Annotated in this window: 12 protein-coding genes and 2 tRNA genes; 5 read left to right on the forward strand and 9 right to left on the reverse strand. The window is 66.8% G+C overall.

Going from position 1 to position 20,030, the window contains the following annotated elements:
* Positions 1–41: 41 nt before the first annotated feature.
* Positions 42–117, forward strand: a tRNA-His gene (locus AADZ55_RS16055).
* Positions 118–153: 36 nt separating this feature from the next.
* Here AADZ55_RS16055 and AADZ55_RS16060 read toward each other — a convergent pair.
* Positions 154–1,311 (reverse strand): L,D-transpeptidase, encoded by a 1,158-nt coding sequence (locus AADZ55_RS16060; RefSeq protein ID WP_423202403.1) that lies wholly within the window; start codon positions 1,309–1,311, stop codon positions 154–156.
* A gap of 262 nt (positions 1,312–1,573) precedes the next feature.
* On the opposite strand from AADZ55_RS16060, the gene AADZ55_RS16065 reads away from it, so the two are divergent.
* Positions 1,574–1,649, forward strand: a tRNA-Lys gene (locus tag AADZ55_RS16065).
* Positions 1,650–1,668: 19 nt separating this feature from the next.
* Here AADZ55_RS16065 and AADZ55_RS16070 read toward each other — a convergent pair.
* Positions 1,669–1,896, reverse strand: a complete 228-nt coding sequence (locus AADZ55_RS16070) for a DUF3618 domain-containing protein (protein WP_085324539.1) — start codon at positions 1,894–1,896, stop codon at positions 1,669–1,671.
* Positions 1,897–1,958: 62 nt separating this feature from the next.
* Between AADZ55_RS16070 and bcp the strand changes: the two genes are divergently transcribed.
* On the forward strand, positions 1,959–2,432 hold the full coding sequence (gene bcp, locus AADZ55_RS16075; RefSeq protein ID WP_085324428.1) for a thioredoxin-dependent thiol peroxidase: 474 nt from the start codon (positions 1,959–1,961) through the stop codon (positions 2,430–2,432).
* On the opposite strand, the gene AADZ55_RS16080 is transcribed toward bcp, so the two are convergent.
* From AADZ55_RS16080 to AADZ55_RS16095, 4 genes are all read right to left on the reverse strand, one after another.
* The gene (locus tag AADZ55_RS16080; protein WP_085324427.1) at positions 2,404–3,765 is read right to left on the reverse strand and encodes a dipeptidase; all 1,362 of its coding nucleotides are present in this window, start codon (positions 3,763–3,765) and stop codon (positions 2,404–2,406) included. The genes bcp and AADZ55_RS16080 overlap by 29 nt on opposite strands.
* A gap of 112 nt (positions 3,766–3,877) precedes the next feature.
* Positions 3,878–4,270 (reverse strand): holo-ACP synthase, encoded by a 393-nt coding sequence (locus tag AADZ55_RS16085; RefSeq protein ID WP_085324538.1) that lies wholly within the window; start codon positions 4,268–4,270, stop codon positions 3,878–3,880.
* Between the two features lie 86 nt (positions 4,271–4,356).
* Positions 4,357–13,620: a type I polyketide synthase gene (locus tag AADZ55_RS16090; RefSeq protein ID WP_085324537.1), complete on the reverse strand. Its 9,264-nt coding sequence runs from the start codon at positions 13,618–13,620 to the stop codon at positions 4,357–4,359.
* A gap of 548 nt (positions 13,621–14,168) precedes the next feature.
* Positions 14,169–14,891 carry a DUF1906 domain-containing protein gene (locus tag AADZ55_RS16095; RefSeq protein WP_085324426.1) on the reverse strand — a complete coding sequence of 241 codons (723 nt, stop codon included), beginning with the start codon at positions 14,889–14,891 and terminating at the stop codon, positions 14,169–14,171.
* Positions 14,892–15,034: 143 nt separating this feature from the next.
* On the opposite strand from AADZ55_RS16095, the gene AADZ55_RS16100 reads away from it, so the two are divergent.
* Positions 15,035–16,171, forward strand: coding sequence for an aromatic ring-hydroxylating oxygenase subunit alpha (locus AADZ55_RS16100; RefSeq protein WP_085324425.1), 1,137 nt, complete (start codon positions 15,035–15,037; stop codon positions 16,169–16,171).
* Here the strand turns inward: AADZ55_RS16100 and AADZ55_RS16105 are convergent.
* Entirely contained in the window at positions 16,143–17,516 is a 1,374-nt protein-coding gene (locus tag AADZ55_RS16105) for a secreted hydrolase (RefSeq protein WP_085324424.1), read from the reverse strand. The two genes, AADZ55_RS16100 and AADZ55_RS16105, sit on opposite strands and share 29 nt — an antisense overlap.
* Positions 17,517–17,558: 42 nt before the next feature.
* On the opposite strand from AADZ55_RS16105, the gene AADZ55_RS16110 reads away from it, so the two are divergent.
* Positions 17,559–19,049 (forward strand): aldehyde dehydrogenase, encoded by a 1,491-nt coding sequence (locus AADZ55_RS16110; protein ID WP_085324423.1) that lies wholly within the window; start codon positions 17,559–17,561, stop codon positions 19,047–19,049.
* On the opposite strand, the gene AADZ55_RS16115 is transcribed toward AADZ55_RS16110, so the two are convergent.
* Together AADZ55_RS16115 and AADZ55_RS16120 are read right to left on the reverse strand one after the other, a co-directional pair.
* A complete protein-coding gene (locus AADZ55_RS16115; RefSeq protein ID WP_085324422.1) occupies positions 19,021–19,467 on the reverse strand; it encodes a MaoC/PaaZ C-terminal domain-containing protein in 447 nt (148 codons plus the stop codon). The genes AADZ55_RS16110 and AADZ55_RS16115 overlap by 29 nt on opposite strands.
* Positions 19,464–20,006: an FAS1-like dehydratase domain-containing protein gene (locus AADZ55_RS16120; protein WP_085324421.1), complete on the reverse strand. Its 543-nt coding sequence runs from the start codon at positions 20,004–20,006 to the stop codon at positions 19,464–19,466. Before AADZ55_RS16120 ends, AADZ55_RS16115 begins: the two co-directional genes overlap by 4 nt.
* Between the last annotated feature and the right edge of the window lie 24 nt (positions 20,007–20,030).

Consider the following 20,030-nt stretch of genomic DNA (forward strand, 5'->3'; position numbering starts at 1 on the left):
CGTCGCCGCTCGTTGCCCCTGCGGGGCCGCTGGCGGCCATGGTGAGTGTAGTTCAGTTGGTAGAGCACCAGGTTGTGATCCTGGGGGTCGCGGGTTCGAGTCCCGTCACTCACCCCAAAGCGGAACGTGGGCCCGAATGCGCTGTAGCGGCGCTCACGCCTTGGCGTTGCCGGCGCGCCATTGATCCCACGGGATGTTCCAGTCGCCCAGCCCCTCGGTCCCGGGCAGCGTGCCTCCCACGGTGTTGACGATCTCGACGATGTCACCACGTTTGACGTGGTCGTAGAACCACTCCGCGTTGCTTGGGCTCACGTTCAGGCAACCGTGGCTAGTGTTGGTGCGGCCCTGAGCGCCCACCGACCACGGCGCGGAATGCACATAGACACCGCTGTAGGAAATCTGGGTGGCCCAATTGACGTCGGTGCGATATCCGTTGGGCGAGTTGACGGGTACGCCGTAGGTCGACGAGTCCATGATGATGTGCTTGAACCGCGCACCGACGATGTAGATGCCGTTGGCCGTGGGGGTGCTGTCCTTGCCCATTGACGTCGGCATGGTTTTGACGACTTCGCCGTTGACCCGCACGGTCAGCATCTTGGTGTTGTCGTCGGCGGTCGCGATGACCTCATCGCCGATGGTGAAGTGCGTGCTCACGTTGTCCTCGCCGAACATTCCCTCACCCATATCGACACCGTAGGTGTTGACCGCAACGTCAACAGCGGTACCCGGCTTCCAGAAATGCTCGGGGCGCCAACGCACTTCGCGGTTGTTCAGCCAGTACAACGCGCCCTCGACGGGCGGGTTGGTGGTGATTTTGATGGCCTTCTCGGCGGCCACGCGGTCTGCGATGTTCTCGTCGAACCGGATCGCCACCGGCTCACCGATACCCACCACCTCACCATCACCCGGCATGACGTAGGGCATCGTCAGGTGCGCGGGGGAACTGGTTTGGAAGGTCATCTGGCGGGTCGCCGCGCCCGCAAGTCCGAGCGCCGTCGCGTTCAGTGTGTAGCGCCGGTTGTAGCCGAGCTGTTCGGTCGTCGACCAGTGCAGTCCGTCGGGGCTGAGCTGACCAGTCACCGGCCTGCCGTTGTCGTTGACCATGGTGACCGCCGCCAGCACGCCGTCGGCCGCGGTGACCGACACCGGTGCATCCACGGTGACGCCGACGGCGCCGTCGGTCACCGAGGCGGTGAGCTTGGGGACCAGCAGATCGGCGAACGGCGTGCCCTTATCCACGATGACCTGCAGCGGCGCAGGTCCGTTCCCGCTGCTGCATGCGACGGCACCGACCACCACGGCGGTCATCATCAGCGCGGTCAACCAGGCTCTGCGAGCGCTGGACCGGCCCGGACGGGTCACTGTCGCCACCTTTCGGCCCACCTGTGGCATCCTTCCCCTCACCTCCCTCGTTTTGGGGCCCTCACTGCGTCGTGACCGGGCTGAAGCGCTACACTCGGCTAAAGTCTAGGGCCAGACAGGCTACCGGGGTGCGATGCTTCCACCATGTCCGGTGTGAGATTTCACGCTGGAGGGCAATGCCTGTTAATGTGCCCTGGCTAAGTGAATCTAGGCGCCGTTAGCTCAGTTGGTAGAGCAGCTGACTCTTAATCAGCGGGTCCGGGGTTCGAAACCCTGACGGCGCACCATTGCCACACGGATATCGCGTCAGCGATTCCTGACCCGGCGCACCACCACGACCACGACGAGGATGCCAACCCCAACCAGTGACACCGTCACCGCGGGCCGCGTGACGAACCCGATCGCCCGCGCCTTGAGGTCATCCGCGAGACGGCGGGGATTGGCGCGCTCAGCAAGGGAATCGACGGTCGCGGCCAGCTGGTCGCGGGCGAGGTCGATCTCCTGCTTGATGGTGTCGGGATCGCGGTCCGCCACGTGTCTGTCCTCCAAGTCGCCCACTATCCGGCTCAAGCACCTGCCCGCACTACCCTAGAGCAGTGACCAAGACCTCGCGGTTGGCGCCCGGCGACACTGCGCCTGCTTTCACCCTGCTCGATGCCGACGGCACCAAGGTGTCGCTGGCCGACTATCGAGGACGCCGCGTCGTCGTGTACTTCTATCCGGCGGCCTCGACACCGGGATGCACCAAGCAGGCCTGTGATTTTCGCGACAACTTGGGCGATTTCACCGATGCCGGCCTCGACGTCGTCGGTATCTCCCCCGACTCACCGGCGAAGCTCGCCAAGTTCCGCGACGCCGAGGGCCTGACCTTCCCACTGCTGTCCGATCCCGACCGCACGGTGCTAGCCGCCTGGGGCGCCTACGGGGAGAAGCAGATGTACGGCAAGACGGTCCAGGGGGTGATCCGGTCCACCTTTGTCGTCGACGAAAATGGCAAGATCGCCGTCGCGCAGTACAACGTGAAGGCCACCGGCCACGTCGCTAAACTTCGGCGCGACCTGCCGGTGTAGCCGCCAGGTTGGCCAGCAGCAGCGCCTCGGTGGCCGCCGCGCGTTCCAGCACGCCCAAATGCAGGCTTTCGTTGACGCTGTGCGCTTGTGTTCCCGGATCTTCCACCCCGGTGACGAGGATCGTTGCCTGCGGGAATGCGGCGGCAAACTCGGCGATGAACGGGATCGATCCACCCATTCCCATATCGATCGGATCCGCACCCCAGGCCTGCCGGAACGCCGATCGCGCGGCGTCATAGGCCGGGCCGGTCGCGTCGATAGCGTAGGGCTGGGCGATCTCGCCGCGTGTGACGCTGACCCGTGCGCCCCACGGGGCGTGCTGTTGCAGATGGGCTTCCAGCGCGTCCAGGTGCGCCGCGGCGTCGCCGCCGGGAGCAACCCGGATACTGATCTTGGCCCGGGCCCGTGGAATCAGCGTGTTCGACGCTGCCGCAATGGATGTAGTGTCGATGCCGATCACCGTGATCGCTGGCTTGGCCCACAACCGCTGCGGCACCGAGCCCGAGCCGATTTCCGAGACCCCGTCGAGCAAGCCGGACTCGGTGCGTACCCGATCGGGCGGGTACGCAGGGAAATCGGCTGCGGCTGGGGTGCTTTCATGCAAGCCGGCTACGGTCACGTTGCCGTCGTCGTCGTGCAGGCTGGCGAGTAGCCGCACCAGCGCACTCAGCGCGTCGGGAACCACACCGCCCCATAAGCCCGAATGCAGCCCATGATCGAGTGTGGCAACTTCCACCACGCAATCGGCCATGCCGCGTAGCGATACCGTCAGCGCCGGGATGTCGGTGCTCCAATTGTCCGAGTCAGCGATCACGATCACGTCGGCGGCCAGCGCGTCACGGTGGGCTGCCAGCAACCGGGCCAATGACGGCGAGCCGGATTCCTCTTCGCCCTCGACGAAGACCGTGACGCCCACCGGCGGCTTGCCGCCATGTGCTCGGAACGCGGCCAAATGCGTTGCGATGCCCGCCTTATCATCGGCGGTGCCCCGCCCATACAGGCGCCCGTCGCGTTCGGTCGGCTCGAATGGCGGCGACACCCACTGACCTTGGTCACCCTCGGGCTGTACGTCGTGATGGGCATACAACAGCACGGTCGGCGCCCCTGGCGGCGCCGGATGCCGCGCAACGACCGCCGGCGCGCCCCCTTCGCTGACGATTCGCACATCGTCAAAACCAGCCTGCGACAACAGCTCCGCCACCGCCTGCGCACTTCGGTGCACATCATCCCGCCGATGGGGGTCTGCCCACACCGATTCGATTCGCACCAGGTCCTCAAGATCGCGCCGTACCGACGGCAACACGTCGCGCACCCGCTCAACCAGATCAGTCACGGCTCAAGGCTAATCGTCGTCCGAAGCCTCCCCACCGCCACGCTGGCGTGACGCTCGACACGCACCGCCACGCTGGCGTGACGCTTCGCGCGGCGGCAGGGCACACAGGGGCTCAGGGCGCCTCGAGTATGGCCACCGCGGCTGCGGTATCCCCTTCGTGGGTCAGCGACACGTGGATCGTCACGTCGGCCAGATACTCCGCGATGGCTCCGGTCAGCCGGACCCGCGGTCGACCCCACATGTCGGTGACCACCTCGATATCGCGGTGGATGTCCTCCGGCAACACCGGACGCTGCGCGAAGCGCGACCCGGACCACGCCTTGATCACCGCCTCCTTCGCGGCCCAGCGGGCCGCCAGGTGACGGGCCGCCGACGAACTCTTGTCGGATGCGTCGCGCCGCTCACCCGGGGTGAAGGTTGCCGAGAACACCGTCCCCGGCTGGTCGACCTGCTCGGCGAAATCGGGAATGGAGACCAAGTCGATCCCCACTCCGACGATGCCCATGGGTCGCCACGTTAACGGATGACCCAGTCCGGCGACGATGCGGTCCGCGCAGCCGACCGAGGTGAAGCCTGGCAATCCGGCCAAAGTCAGCCGATATACGCCTCGCCGTCACCGAGCCGGGCGGCCGGATCCAGCAACATCGCCGCCTCCTGCGGCTTCTCCGGGGCGTGGTGGTCGAATCGACGGTCGGCCGGCCGCTGGTACATCGGCGCCCCACCGGCGATAGCGGCGGCCAGCCGGCGCTGACCGGCCAACAGGCGTGTGTTCGCACGCCGCTGGTAGTCGGCGCGCTGTGCGGGGTCCAGCGACGCAATGAACGCCTGCGGGTGCACCAGTGCGACCAGGCCGGACACATGGCCGAACCCGAGGCTGGTCAGCATCCCCGCTTTGAGCGGGAACTTGCCGCCGAGCCGCAACGTCTCGCGCACCCACACGAAGTGCGCCGAGCCGGCGAGTTCGTCGTCCACGCAGTCCAGGCTGCGGTTGGGTGGGACCACGCCGTCCCGCAGCATCTGGCAGAGCCCCATCATCTGGAAGACCGCCGCACCTCCCTTGGCGTGGCCGGTCAAACTCTTCTGCGACACCACGAACAGCGGGGCGCCTTCGGATCGTCCGAGTGCGTCCGCGAGTCGCTCGTGCAGCTCGGTCTCGTTGGGATCGTTGGCCAGCGTCGAGGTGTCGTGCTTGGAGATGACCGCCACGTCGTCGGCAGCCACGCCCAGCTTCGCCAGCGCCCGCGCCAACGGCGAATCCTTGCCACCGCGGCCCGCACCGAGCGCGCCCAGGCCCGGGGCCGGGATGGACGTGTGCACGCCGTCGCCGAACGACTGCGCGAACGCCACCACCGCAAGCACCGGCAACCCCATCTTGAGCGCCAGGTCACCACGGGCCAGCAAGATGGTGCCGCCACCTTGGGCTTCGACGAAGCCCAGCCGTCGGCGGTCGTTGGGTCGGGAGAACTTCGAGTCGTGGATGCCCCGGCCACGCATCATGGAAGTGTCGGCGGTGGCCGCCATGTCACCGAAGCCGATGATGCCCTCCAGCGTCAGGTCGTCCAGACCACCGGCAACCACCAGTTGGGCCTTGCCCAACCGAATCTTGTCGACGCCCTCCTCGACCGACACCGCGGCCGTCGCGCATGCCGCAACCGGGTGGATCATCGCGCCGTAGCTGCCGACGTAGGACTGAACCACGTGCGCGGCAATAATATTCGGCAAGACTTCCTGGAAGATGTCGTTCGGCTTGTTACGGCCCAACAGATTGCCGTGGTACATCGTCTGCATCGAAGTGCCGCCACCCATGCCGGTGCCCTGGGTGTTGGCCACCAAGCTTGGGTGCACATAACGCATTACCTCGGCCGGGCTGAATCCGGAGGACAGGAACGCATCGACGGTCGCCACGATGTTCCACACCGCCAGCCGGTCGATGGAGCTCGCCATGTCCGGGCTGATCCCCCACACCGTCGGGTCGAACCCGGTCGGGATCTGGCCGCCAACAACCCGCGACAGCTTGGTCTTCCGCGGCACCCGGATCTCAGTGCCGGCTTTGCGGATGACTTGCCAGTCGCTCGAGTCGGGCACCGGCCGGATGACCGTGTGCTCTGGATCGAACTCGGCGAAAGCCCGCGCGTCGGCCTCCGAAGACACCACGAACGAAAAGTCCTTGTCCAGGAATACCGACACCAGCAACGGCGAGGCGTGGTCGGGGTCGATCGCCCCGTCATCAACAAATTCGCGAACTCCCACTCTGTCCACGACGGTGTCGTGGTATCGCTCGACCAGCTCGGATTCGTCGACCAACTCGCCGGATCCGGTGTCATACCAACCCGGTTGAGGGTCGTCTTCCCAGCGGATCAACCCGGTCGTCCAGGCCAGCTCCAACACACCGGCCGCCGACAGCTGGTTCTCGACCTCCATCTCGAATCGGGTGCGAGACGAGCCGTACGGGCCGATTTCCGCGCCGCCGACGATCACTGCCAGGTCGGCCGGGTCGACGTCGAGGTCGTCCCATTCCGGCGGCGGGGCCGGACGGTCGCCGCGGGGCGGCGAGGGCAGCGCGTCGATAATGCCCTCGGCCCCGGTAGTTTCGGCGTCGTCGTGCACAGCTGAGTCGGCCGACATCTGCTCGCGCGCCTTGGCGGCCAGTTCGGCCATGTCGAGGTTGGCTTCGGCAAGGCCGCCGGTCAGGTCCGCCTTGATCGGCGAGCTGGCCGCGGCCACCCTGGACTCCACGTCGCACAGATCCAGCAGCATTGCGGCCATCTCATCGGTGGAGTAGGTGGTGACGCCGGCCTCTTCGACTGCGCTGACGATGGCATCGTTGTGGCCCATCAGCCCGGTGCCACGGGTCCAACCGATCAGCGCATGCGCCAGGCTGACCCGGGCCGCCCACGAAGACTCGGCGTGCCAGCGGCTCACCACTGCGTCCAGCGCAGACTTGGCCTCGCCGTAAGCGCCATCACCGCCGAACATTCCGCGGTTCGGCGAGCCGGGCAGCACCACGTGCAGCCGCGACGCGATGTCACGCTCGGCGCCGATCGTCGACAGGCCGCCGATCAACCGCTCCACGGCCCACAGCAGTACCTTCATCTCCATCTCGGCCCGCGAACCGGCCTCCGACAGGTCGCCGACGACACGCGGTGCCGCGAACGGGAACAGCAGCGTCGGGGTCTGCGCGTCCTTGATGTGAATCGACTGCGGCCCAAGGCTTTCGGTCTGCTCCGTGCCCACCCATTCGACGAGAGCGTCAATGTCGGAGTAGGACGCCATGTTCGCCGCAACGACCCACAGCGCCGCGCCGTAGCGAGCGTGGTCGCGATACAGCGTGCGGTAGAAGGTCAATCGCTGCTCGTCCAGCTTCGAAGTCGTCGCGATGACGGTGCCACCGCCGTCGAGCAGTCGCGCGACCACCGAAGCGGCGATGGAGCCCTTCGAAGCGCCGGTCACCACGGCGATTTCGCCGCCGTAGGGGCCCGGGTTCGGGTTCTCAGCCCCGGCGGCGATACGGCCGTACAGCGACGCGTGGATGTGGCGGCCAGCGGCCAGCGACTTGCCCTGCCACCAGGTGGCCTGGGTCGCCACGACGTGACCGGCGCCCTCGAACCTTTCGGACAGATGCGACCACCCGGCGTCAATCTCACCCTCGTCGGTCAGCCACAACTTGACCAGATCCTCGCGGGCGCTGGCCCAGCGGTCGTCGAAGACGACGGCCTTCTTTCCGTCGAACACCGGCGCCACCAGACGTGGCCAGTCCGCGCCCAGTTCGGCGGTGACCAGGTCGATGAGCTCGGCATCGGTGGCCGCGGGGGACGCGGAAACCGGGTCATCCAGCCCCAGCTGGCCAAGCACCAGGCGGGCCGCCGAGGCAAGCACGCCGTCGCGGCCGGTGATCTGCTGGGTGAACTCGGAGAGCGCGGCCGCGTCGACGGTCGCACCACCCCCACCGCCGCTAGCTGGCAGGGCGACGGCGACACCCCGACGCGCGGCGACCGAAGCGACTGCGGCGTCGACGACCTTGTCGACGGAAGCGGCGTCGGCCAAAGCACCCTCGTGCAGGTGCCCCAGGGCGTCGCCACGAACGCTGGTGCCCTCGCGCGTTCCCAGCGCGACCTCGACCGTGACGTGCTTGGCCCAACCGTCACCAAGCTCCCAGGTCTTCTTGACCCGATCGGCGATGGCGCCGGGCCGCTTGCCCGACGGGCCGAGCACCGTCCGCAGCTGATCGTTGATCGCGTCGGAAAGCACTGGGCCGTAAGGCTTATATGTGCGCGCCAGCTTGGTGACCTGCGAACGCAGCCCGGCCAGGTCGGACTCCGCGGCACCGTCGATGGCACCCAGGTTCAGCTCCGAACCCAAGTCCACCAGCAACTGGTTGCGCCGCGACGACGCGCCGTCGGTGATGGACTCGATGGAGTCCAGTTCCTCGATCTGGTCGATGCGCATCTTGGCCGACAATGCAATCAGCGCCAGGGTGGCATCGGCGGCGTCGAAGGCCAGGTCGTCGGGGCGCGCAGCCCCGGACGGAGCTCCGGCGCCAGCCGGAGCGACCGCCGGGGCGACATCGACCGCGGGTGCAGCGTCCGGCGCTGCGGCTTCTGCCGCGGGTGCCGACTCGTCCTGAAGCTCCGGCTCGGGATCGGTGTCAGTGGCGAACAGCACCGCGGCGTCGCGCTCGGCATTGAGCACTTCCACTGTGCTGTGGGCATATTCGGGCAGCTTGAGGGTGTTGGTGGCCAAACCCGCCACCGTCGGCGACGTCTTCACGCCGATCTCGACGAACCGCTCCACACCCAGGCCGCCGGCGGCCTCCTCGATAAACAGCAGATCCTGCGTCTCGATCCACCGCACCGGGCTGGCGAACTGCCAAGCCAACAGCTCGATGAACACCGTGCGGGCCATCTCGTGCGGGCGCTCGCGAAGCCAGGTGTCGTAGTCGGCCAGAATTTCGTCAAGCGGCTCGGCGGGCACCAGATCCCGGATCTCCTGGATGAAGTCACGATCCAAGGTGAACAACCGCGGCACCAGGTTGGGGATATAGCGCCCGATGATCAGGTCGGGATCGGCATCGCGCGGCATGACCCGGTCCAGCGAGCGGCGGAAATCCGCCACCCCGACCCGCAGTACCCGCGAATGGAACGGAACATCGATGCCGGGCACCAGGATGAAGGACCGCCGGCCGCCAGCGAGTTCGCGGCGCCGCTCCACCTCGGCTTCCAGCGCCTCGAGCCCGCGCACCGTACCGGCAATCGCATACTGCGACCCGCGCAGGTTGAAGTTCACAATCTCCAGAAATTCACCGGTGCTCTCGGCGATCCCGGCGACGAATGCGGGAACGTCGGCGTCGGGGAGGTCGATCTGGGACGGCCGAATCGCGGCCAGCCGGTAGTTGGAGCGGCCCAGCTCGTCGCGCTCCACGATGTCATGCATCTTCGAGCCGCGGTGAAACACCATCTCCAGCAAGGCTTCCAGCTCATAGATCCCGGTCACACAGGCCAGCGCGGTGTACTCGCCAACCGAGTGGCCACACGCGATGGCATCTTCGACAAAAGCGCCTTGCTCCCGCATCTCGGCGACCTGGGCGGCCGCCACCGTCGCCATGGCGACCTGGGTGAATTGGGTGAGGTACAGCACCCCATCGGGGTGGTGGTAGTGCACACCACTGGCGATGATGCTGGTGGGATTGTCGCGCACCACGTGCAGCACCGAGAAGCCCAGCGTCTCGCGGGTGAACTTGTCCGCGGTGTCCCACACCTTGCGAGCCGCCTTGGAGCGGGCCCGCACCTCCATGCCCATGCCCTTGTGCTGGATGCCCTGCCCGGGAAATGCGTAGACGGTCTTGGGTGCCGCCAGCCGTGCCGACGCCGACATGACCAGATCCGAACCGATGCGGGCGGCTACTTCCAGAACCTCTGCGCCCTGGTCGATTCCGACTCGCTCGACGCGGAAGTTCACCTCGTCGCCGGGACGAACCATGCCCAGGAACCGCGCGGTCCAGCCGACCAGTCGGGCCGGTGGACGGGCCTGCCCGTCGGTGGCGGTCACCGCGTGCTGCGCTGCGGCCGATAACCACATGCCGTGCACGATCGGCGATTCCAGGCCGGCGAGCAGCGCGGCCGCCCGGTCGGTGTGAATGGGGTTGTGGTCGCCGGACACCACCGCGAACGGGCGCATGTCGACCGGTGCGGTGATCGTTACATCGCGGCGCCGCCGGCGCGGGGTGTCGGTGGCGTTTTCGGAGACCGCGCCACCGGCCCGCATCGGCTCGACCAGTTCGGCGGCGCCGGTGCGCCCAAGGATCGCGAACCGCTCCTGCATGGTGACGATCACCGCGCCGTCGCTTCCGCTAACCGTGACCGAAACCGGGACGACGCGGCCCATGTCGGTGTCGACCGCATTGGAAGCCGTTGCGGTGACGGTCAATTGGGCCGGGACGGTCGGCAGCCGACCGATCACACGGGCGGCGTGGTCCAGGTGCACCAGGCTCAGTAGGCCCTCCACCACAGGGTCACCGGTGTCGGCGACCGCCGAGCCGATGGCTGCGAAAACCGCGGGCCAGCAAGGTCCGACGAGCGCGTCGGGCACGGTGGTGAGGCTGGGCGCCAGCGGCTCGCCGAAGGTGGCCGTGACCCCGGTGTGGTCGGCGACCCGCTCGGGGTCCCAGTCCACCGCCAGGGTGGCCGTCCCGTTGGCGACCGGGGGCAACGACTCCGGGCCGGCAACGCCGGCGGCGATCGCCAGCACCGAACGCATGGCGGTGGTGGCGTCCTCGGTGGAGATCACCGGGGTACCGCCGTCAGCGGTGTTGGCCGGCAGGGTGAACCGGATGTCGACCCAGGTGCCCGACACCGGCACACTCAGCACGACGTCGCCGCCTTGAGTTTGCAGCCGAGCTCCGGTGGATGAGTGTGTGGCACGCGGGTTTTCGGGTCCATCGTGCACCTGCCAGTCGGCCGGATCGGCGATTCGATGAACCGGGTTGGTGGCGGTCCGCCCGCACCAGCGCACATCGGGCGCGTCGAGCACGACGGCCAGCGCACCACAGACATCGGCGCGGCCGCGCCTGCGCGAGGTGACATCTTGTGGCTCGGCCCCGGTGGCGAGCACTTCATCGATCGCGGCCCGCTCGAAGCGGTCCAGCAACTCACCGACCGGCTCGTCCATCCTGGTGATACCGGCGACCGACGCGGTGCCCGGAATGATGCACACCTGGTCGGCGTCGTAGCGCGCGTCGTGCGCCTGCCACAGCGAGTCGCTGCGCCACCAGCGCCGCACGTCCTTGTCGATCACTGGCACGAAGTTGACCGGCTTGCCCAGTGTCTTGCACAGCGTCACGAAGAAGGGCACGTCCGCGGGATGCAACTGCACGGTTTCGGCGTCTGGGTAGTGCGCCAGCAGGGTGCCGATGGCCTGGTCGGGGTTTTCCAGCAGCGCACCGTCGGTGAACACGGTCTCGATTGGGCCGAAGTCCTTTGGATGCAACCGGGCTTCGGCGCGTTGCAACATCTGCTCGAAGCGGTCCCGCCAGGTGTCGGCCAGCCAGGGGCTACCGGGTGAGGCGGTGTCGGCAGTCGAGGTGCCCTCGCCGATGGTCAGCTCGACATAGCGGCGCAGCCACCGCAGGTAGGTCATCTCGGCGACGTCGCCGAAGTAGGGCTTAGCCGTGCGGTCCAGCGCCGCGACGATCTCGTCGCGGCGCGCCGCGACGGCCTCGGCGTCGCCGGCGACCTCGTCGAGCAGCCGGCCACAACGCGACGCGGTGTTGTCGATCTCGTGAATGTCGGCACCGAGCTGGCTGCGGCTGGACGCCATGCCGCCCTGAGCCTTCCCGGCACTGATCCATTGGTCGGTGCCGTGCGTCTCGACCAGCATCCGCTTGACCGACGGCGACGTGGTGGATTCCTTGGTCGCCATCGCCGCGGTGCCAACCAGGATGCCGTCGATCGGCATCAGCGGGAAGCCGTAGGCCTGTGCCCAGCGCCCGGACAAGTACTCGGCGGCACGTGCCGGCGTGCCGATGCCGCCGCCGACGCAGACAGTGATGTTGGCGCGCGACCGCAACTCCGAGTAGGTGGCCAGCAGCAGGTCGTCGAGATCTTCCCAAGAATGGTGGCCGCCGGCGCGCCCGCCCTCGACATGCATGATCACCGGTTTGGTGGGCACCTCGGTCGCGATCCGGATTACCGAGCGGATCTGTTCAATGGTCCCGGGCTTGAACACGACGTGGCTGATGCCGATGTCGCCCAGCTCGCCGATCAGCTCGACCGCCTCCTCGAGGTCCGGGATGCCGGCGCTGACCACCACGCCGTCGATCGCCGCGCCGGACTGGCGGGCCTTCTGTACCAGCCGCTTGCCGCCCACCTGGAGCTTCCACAGGTAGGGATCGAGGAACAGCGCGTTGAACTGGTAGGTGCGGCCAGGCTCGAGCAGTCCGGCCAGTTGTTCGATCCGGTCATGGAAGATTTCTTCGGTAACCTGCCCGCCGCCGGCCAGCTCGGCCCAATGCCCGGCGTTGGACGCGGCGGCGACGATCTTGGCGTCGACCGTGGTGGGGGTCATGCCTGCCAGCAGGATCGGCGACCGGCCGGTCAGCCTGGTGAACTTGGTCGAGAGCTTAACCCTGCCGTCGGGGAGGCGAACCACGGTCGGGGCGTAGCTGGACCAGGGCCGGGCGACCTCGGGAATGGCACCGACGGTAAAGAGGTTGCGCTGACCTCCGCGGGTGGCGGCGGGCACAATGCCCACGCCGAGGCCGCGGATGACCGGCGCGGTCAGCCGGGTCAGGATATCGCCGGGACCCAGATCGAGAATCCAGCGCGCACCGGCCTCATGGACGCGGGTGATTTCTTCCACCCAGTCGACCCGGCGTACCAGGATGGACTCGGCCAAGTCCCGGGCCAACGTGACGTCGAGACCCAACCGCTGCGCCCAGCCTCCGACGATGTCAATTCCATCGGCCAGCCGCGGCGTGTGGAAACCCACCTCTACCTGCACCGGGTCGAAGACCGGCGCGAAGACGTCGCCGCCGCGGACCTTGTTCTTACGGTCGGCCGCTTCCTTCTCGGCGATCTGCTGGCAGTAGAGCTCGAAGCGCGACAACTGCTCGGGCGTGCCCGTGATGACGACGGAACGCCGGCCGTTGCGGATCGACAACACCGGGGGAAGCACCGTGCGAACGTCCTGGGCGAACTCGTCGAGCAACCGGCCGATGCGCTCGGGGTCGGCGTTGGTGACCGACACCATCGGCGCACGATCGCCGAGCACGGAAATTCCGCGCCGGCGGGCCACCAGCGTTCCGGCGGCGCCGATCAGCTGGGCCAAGGCAAATAGCTCTACGTCGCGTGCTCCACCGGCCTTGAGCGCCTCCACCGCCAGTACACCCTGGGAGTGCCCCGCCAGGGCCACCGGCGGGGTGGCCATCAGGTCCATACCCTGCCGGGCCAGCGCGCGCGTGGCCGCGATCTGGGTGAGCAGCACACCCGGTACCGACACCGCGGCGGATGTCAGGTGCTTGTCGGACGGAACCGGATCCTCGGCCGCCAGCTCACGCACCCACTGCAGCGGCTCGAAGCCGATCGGGCGCACCACTATGAGTTCATCGGCGACCGGCTCGAGCAACAGGTCCGCCTCACCGACCAGCGTCGCCAACTCGGGTTCGATCCCAGCGGCCGACACCAGCTCTTCGAGGGTCTGAAGCCAGGCGCTGCCCTGGCCACCGAACGCGACGGCGTACGGCTCACCAGCCATGAGGCGATCGACCAGAGCATGGGTGTCGCCGGCAAGCGGGAGCTGCCCCTCATGCGGGCTATCCCCGCCGCGATCAGCGGACACCCGGTCGTGCTCGTGGATCGTCACGTTGTCTCCCTGTGTGCGTCTGTACGTGTTCGTGCGGCGGGTCATCGCCGCCGTGCGGGTCCTGCCGATTCCGGGCCGATTTCAGGCCGATCCCGGTTGATTCCGCATCGAATCGCCGCCGAAAATCGTCTGACCGGTGTGTTGTCGGTCGGCCGGCCCGTGGATCGAGCGGCGCGACGGACTGCATCGGCCATATAAGAGTGGCATAAGGAGCGGTCCACTTTTTTTACGCTGATTGGTTACTGGCGAGTTCTACGCACGGGTAACCGTGTCGTGGGTAACACCGCGTTTGATCGTCGGCGCGGGGATCCACAACAAAGCTCCTGCATGCAGGTGGTTACGGCTGAGTAGCTATAACTGCGCTGATCAAGGCAGTTTTGTTATCAAATCGTTATGTTAAAATTAACCGCTGCGGCGGGGGCGTGACGATGTGCCGACCGTGGCGCCGCGCAATCGGTCGCGTTTGGCCCGGAACTGGCAATGCCGCGCAGCGAGCGAACGAGTGTTTGCTGGAGTGCAGCGCGCGGCGGGCCTGACCGGGCAGCGGGCTAGGCCCACTGCCCGAATTGGGGCTTGAGGATTTCGTTGACGTCCACCCCGACCCCACCAACCGAGCGCTTGTCGATCTCTACCTGGTGCAGGTGTGCGGCCGGGTGGGCGTACCCCTTGGGCGAGCCCCAGTTGTGCTGCCAGAAGTAGGAGCCCAAGCCGTCGCGCAGCGCCCAATCGATGGTTTTCGAGTTGGCGTATACCCCGGTCCGCTGGTGTCCGACTACCGACTCCCAGGACCGCAGATACGGAACGATCTGGTTCTTGTACTGCTCATATGACGGGTTGTCGTCGATCGAGGCGTAGATGGGGGCGCTCGCCGGGCCGCCTGCGGCCGTGTGCAGCTGCAGCCCGCGCTGGGCATGCTGCAGGCCGGCGCCGGCACCGCCCAGCCAGTCGGCGGTGCTCCCCTTGCCGTACTGGTAGCACGACACGATCTTGAGTCCATTGCGGTTCAGGTCACGGGCCTCGGCGAGCTGCATCGGCTTGCCGAGCATCCAGGCGCCGCCGGGCCGCCGATCCGACACGTATCGGATCGCACCCGCGGCGCCGGCCGCCCTGATCTGGCTGGCGGGGATGACTCCGGCCGCGTAGTCCAACAAGGTGCCAAGTGAACCCGCCGACGCCGGTACGGCGCGCAACGCCGACGCCGCGACGCCGAGACCCAATAGGCCCGGCGTCGCCGCCGCGCATTTGAGCACATCACGCCGCGAAACCGCCATATGCCACAGGGTACGACAAAAGCCCCAGCTGACACACTGACTCCATTGGTCACATATACATCACGGTGACCCAACAACCGTCGTGGCCGAATCTTTGTTGTCACTATAAAGTTAGTAAAGTTACCCTCAACGAGGTAGTTCCGATGGATCACGACCAACTCATCGACCTCACCCGCCGGGCCTTGAAACTGGCCCGCGACAAATCGACCGACCTCGCGCCCCAGCAGTACGCGGTCGACGCGCGGGACTACACCTCGCCGGAGCGACACAACCGCGACAAAGCCATGTTGATGTCCAGTCCACAACTGGTCGGTTACGTGTCGGAGCTGGCCAGTCCGGGCGCGTATTGCACCAAGACGGTGATGGGACGATCCATCCTGCTGACCAGAACGTCCGACGGATCAATCAAGGCGTTCGACAACGTCTGCTTGCACCGGCAGGCACCGGTGGTGACCGGGTGCGGCACCGCGAAGCGGTTCAGCTGCCCGTACCACGCCTGGACATACGACAACACCGGGCGACTGGTCGGGCTACCGGGCCGCGAAGGCTTCCCCGAGGTGGCCTCCAAGTCCGATGGGCTTACCGAACTTCCGGCGGCCGAACTCGCCGGGTTCCTTTGGGTGGCACTAGATCCCGGTGCCACCCTGGACGTCGCAGCACACCTGGGGCCGCTGGCCGACGAGCTCGACTCGTGGGGGATCGCACGGTGGTCGCCGCTGGGCGAAAAGGTGCTCGACTCCCCAATCAATTGGAAGCTGGCGGTTGACACCTTCGCGGAGAACTACCACTTCGCTACCGTGCATCAGCAGACTTTTGCCACCATCGCCCGCAGCAACTGCACCGTTTTCGACTCATATGGTCCGCACCACCGGTTGATCTTCCCGCTCAACACGATCGTGGACCTCGACAACGTTTCCGAGGACCAGTGGGACCCGTTGCACAACATGGTCGTGATCTACGCACTGTTCCCGAACATCGTGGTGTCGGTGACGATCGCCAACGGAGAGCTGTTCCGGATCTACCCGGGCGACCACCCGGGTAGGTCCATCACCGTTCATCAGAACTCGACGCCGCTGGACCTGTCCAACGATGCGGCCGCCGCCGGCGCCGCAGCCGTCTTCGACTACGCACATGCGACTGTGCGCGACGAGGACTACCGGCTGGCCGAGGGGCTGCAAGCGAACCTGACGGCCGGCATCCGCGACCAGTTGGTGTTCGGGCGCAACGAACCCGGGCTGCAGCATCGCCACCTCACGTGGGCCCGCGCACTGCGCCAGTAGGCGCGTTGGTCAGCGAGTCGATCACCGCGTCGAGGGCGTCTCGGACATCCTGGTCACAATCCGCCGGCAGCACCGCGGATGGCGCCCGCAGCACGTCGAGCGCTTCACGGCGGCGGCCCGAAACTACCATCGGCAGCACGTTGTCCACCGTCGCACTCAAGCCCGGCTCGGCATTCGCGACGGCGGCGGCCAGCACATCGATCAGCTCCCAATCCCGGTACAGTGCCAGCGAACGTTCGTAGAAAGCAAAGCCACGCACCGGTCTACCCCGCAGCATTCCGCGGTAGCGGTACGGACCTGCCAAGTATTCGATCGGCAGGCAATGCGCCGGAACGGCCACCAGGGGCTCCCCAACGAGATCCAGTTGCATTGTGGCGCTGATGATTCGGTGGCGATCCGGCAGGTACCGGGCGCCAGCGATCGGAGGCAGGAGGGGCCGCACCGAACTTGGCCAGCGGACATAGCTGTTGACGGTGACATCGATGTCCTCGGCGCACTGCGGGACCAGGTCAGGATCGGGGTAGCTTGTCGTCACACCGGTAAACGGTTGCAGCGCATTACCATTCATGCGGTCGAACTGTCGCCAGATGCTCAGATCGACGCCGTTGTCGAGATTGATCGTGCACCATTCATGCGATCTGGCCCGCGGGTCTCCCCCACTTCCCCCGCCGCCCGCATACTTCGGAAACCACTGCCGGTCGACATGCCCGGCAACGCCGGAAACCTGTTCGGCCAGCTCTCCCCAGCACAGCGTTCCGGTCATGGCCATTCCGGTTTGGAAGTAGGAGTAGGTGTCGGGTTGGCCGAAGCAGACGATCTTCCCGTGGTACGTCGAGGCGCCCACTGGTGTCGGAGCGCGTGTCGGCGTCACGGCCAGGTCCAGCCGCATGGACCGACCGGACTGGTCTTCGCCGACCAGGCTGACCTGGTAGGTGTAGGGCCGCAGTTCCCCTGCGCCGTCGCGGCAAGTGGTCCACGACGCGGCGCCGGCACTGCTTTGGTACTCGAGGTCGAGATGCCCCACAGCGACGGACAGCTTGGGCGCCACGCCCGGTTTCATGCTGGCCGGCGGCATGTCGTAGTCCGTATACGTGCCGTACCCCGCGGTGTCCAGATCGAACAGCGCCAGCGTGTAGAAGTCGGCCACGACCGATCCCCCCGGCCGGTTCTTGTTGAAGATGGTCAGGAATGCGAACGACCGGCCGGTTTCGCGCCCGTCGAGCTGACCGCCCAGAAACCAGGTATCGGACTCCTGGTCGGGATGTTCGCCTTCGGCGGCGGGAAACTCCAGCCAGTCGTCACCGGGCACCAGCCGAAATGGGTACTTGCGCCAGTCGCCATTCATCTCAGCCCCGCTTTTTTGGCTATGTTAGCGTCAATAGTCAAGATGACGGAAAACCCCGAACACCATTCCTACGATGAACTGTTCATCGGCGGAGGCTGGCGCAAACCCGCCGCTGCCGATCGGCTCACGGTCATCTCCCCGCACTCCGAAGAGCCGATTGGCCACGCTCCGGTGGCCGGCCTCGACGAGGTAGACGCCGCCGTCGCCGCCGCGCGGCAAGCTTTCGACCACGGTCCGTGGCCGCGGTTGGAGCCGCAAGAGCGGATGCGCAAGATCGAAGAGCTGGCCGCGATCTACGCGCGCCACCTCGACGAAATGGCCGACCTGATCACCGCGGAGATGGGGTCGCCGCGCAGTTTCAGCAGACTGGGCCAAGCGGCCGGAGCCGCGTCGCTGATCCACCTCACCCTCGCGGCAGCCCGGGACTTCGGGTGGACAGAACGCCGCCACGGCGTGCTCGGCGAGGTACACCTGCGCAGGGCTCCGGTCGGGGTGGTCGGGGCGATCGTGCCGTGGAACGTGCCGCAATTCCTGATCATGCCCAAGCTGATACCCGCCCTTATCGCAGGCTGCACCGTCATCGTCAAACCGGCGCCGGAGACACCGCTGGACGCCTTGTGGTTGGCCGAGATGATCGGCCAAGTTGATCTACCCGACGGCGTGGTATCGGTGCTCACCGGCGGACCGTCGGTGGGCGCGGCGCTGGTGCGCCATCCCGGTGTCGACAAGATCGCGTTCACCGGTTCCACCGCCACCGGGCGCCGGATTGCCGCCCTGTGCGGAGAACAGCTGAAACGGGTGAGCCTGGAGTTGGGTGGCAAGTCGGCCGCCATCATTCTCGACGACGCCGACATCGACAAGACCGTTGCGGCATTAAAGACGGCCGGCCTGATGAACAACGGACAGGCCTGCGTGGCACAGACCCGAATCCTGGTCAGCGAACGGCGTCATGACGACGTCGTCGACGCGTTGGCCGAGATGATGTCGGCCCTGCGCGTCGGCGATCCCGCCGACGAGGCGACCGACATCGGACCTCTGGTCACCCGACGGCAACAACATCGGGTCCAGGATTACATCCGCTGCGGGGAAGGGGACGGCGCCCGCATCGTGGTCGGTGGCTGGGACAACCCGGCCGGGCGCGGCTGGTACGTGCGGCCGACGCTGTTCACCGACGCCACGAACGACATGCGCATCGCCCGGGAGGAGATATTCGGCCCGGTCCTGACCGTCCTGACTTACCGGGACGAGGACGATGCGGTGCGGATCGCCAACGACAGCGATTACGGTCTGGCCGGTTCGGTGTGGACCGCCGATTCGGCCCACGGGCTCGAAGTCGCCGCGCGGGTGCGGGCCGGGACCTATGGCATCAACATGTACACGCTCGACATCAGCACCCCGTTCGGCGGCTTCAAGCAATCGGGCATCGGGCGCGAATTCGGGCCCGAGGGCCTTGGTGAGTATGTCGAGCTGCAGACGGTGCTGTGCAAGGGAAAGATGCCGCCGGTCAAGGGGATTCGGGAACCTGCAGGGTGAGCTCCACCGGGCAGCACAGCGCGCCGTGCTGGTTGATAACCTCGATCTGGATGTCGACAAGGTAGCGCGGCGGGTCGACGGAGGTGTCACGCCGTTTGGCCACCGCCCGGCCCCGGCCAACGATGGTGTCACCGGCATAGACCGCGCCGGATACCCGCATCCGGCGCCGCACCACGCGGCTGCCCGGGCCTGCCCAGTCGGTCGCGATCCGATCGACGAACCCCGCCAGATGCATCGTGTTGACGAAAATCGTCGGGTTGCCCTGGCTTTGGGCATAGCCGGGGTCGAAATGGCCGGGGTAATAATCCCAGGTTGCGCCGGCGTTCTCCACCACCCGCTGGTAGCTGATCCGGTCGGTCACCTCGGGCAGCTCGACCGGAACGTTGATCTGGTTCCAGTCCAGATCCGGGCCCGTCACGAGGCCTCCCCGGAGCGTGCCCCGGGAGTGAACCGGAACAAGGTATTCCGGCTTCTGGCCACCACGGCACCGTCCTGTCGGCGATAGGTCTGCAGCGTTTCCACGAAATGACCGACGCCCAGCCGGGTCCGCTTTTCCGGCGACACCGACACCAGCTGCTCGACAACGGTAAGCAGATCACCCTCGACGATGGGTTGCAGAAACTCGGCGTCGTTGGCCGCGTTGACGAATGTCGTGCCGGGTAACGGTACCCGCAGCGCAACCGATGTGGCCGGTGCTCTCGCGCCCGCTTGATCCGATGGCTGCCACGGCGGGGGTATCAGCCATCCCGGCAACAAAGCCGGTGGGGCAAGTAACCCTCCCCAACGTTGACCGGCGTATGCGGCGTCCCAATAGGAACGATTGCCGTCGTGGACCAGGGCGGCGAACAACTGGATGCGCGCACCGCTGACCACCGTCGCCGCGGTTCGCGGTTCGGTCGTCGCGCCGAGAATCCGCAGCGCATCCGCATAGGTACCGAAAGCCAATTCGTAGCTCACTTGATAGCCATGATTTCGATCAGC

The sequence above is a fragment of the Mycobacterium decipiens genome (assembly GCF_963853665.1).
Lineage (GTDB): Bacteria > Actinomycetota > Actinomycetes > Mycobacteriales > Mycobacteriaceae > Mycobacterium > Mycobacterium decipiens.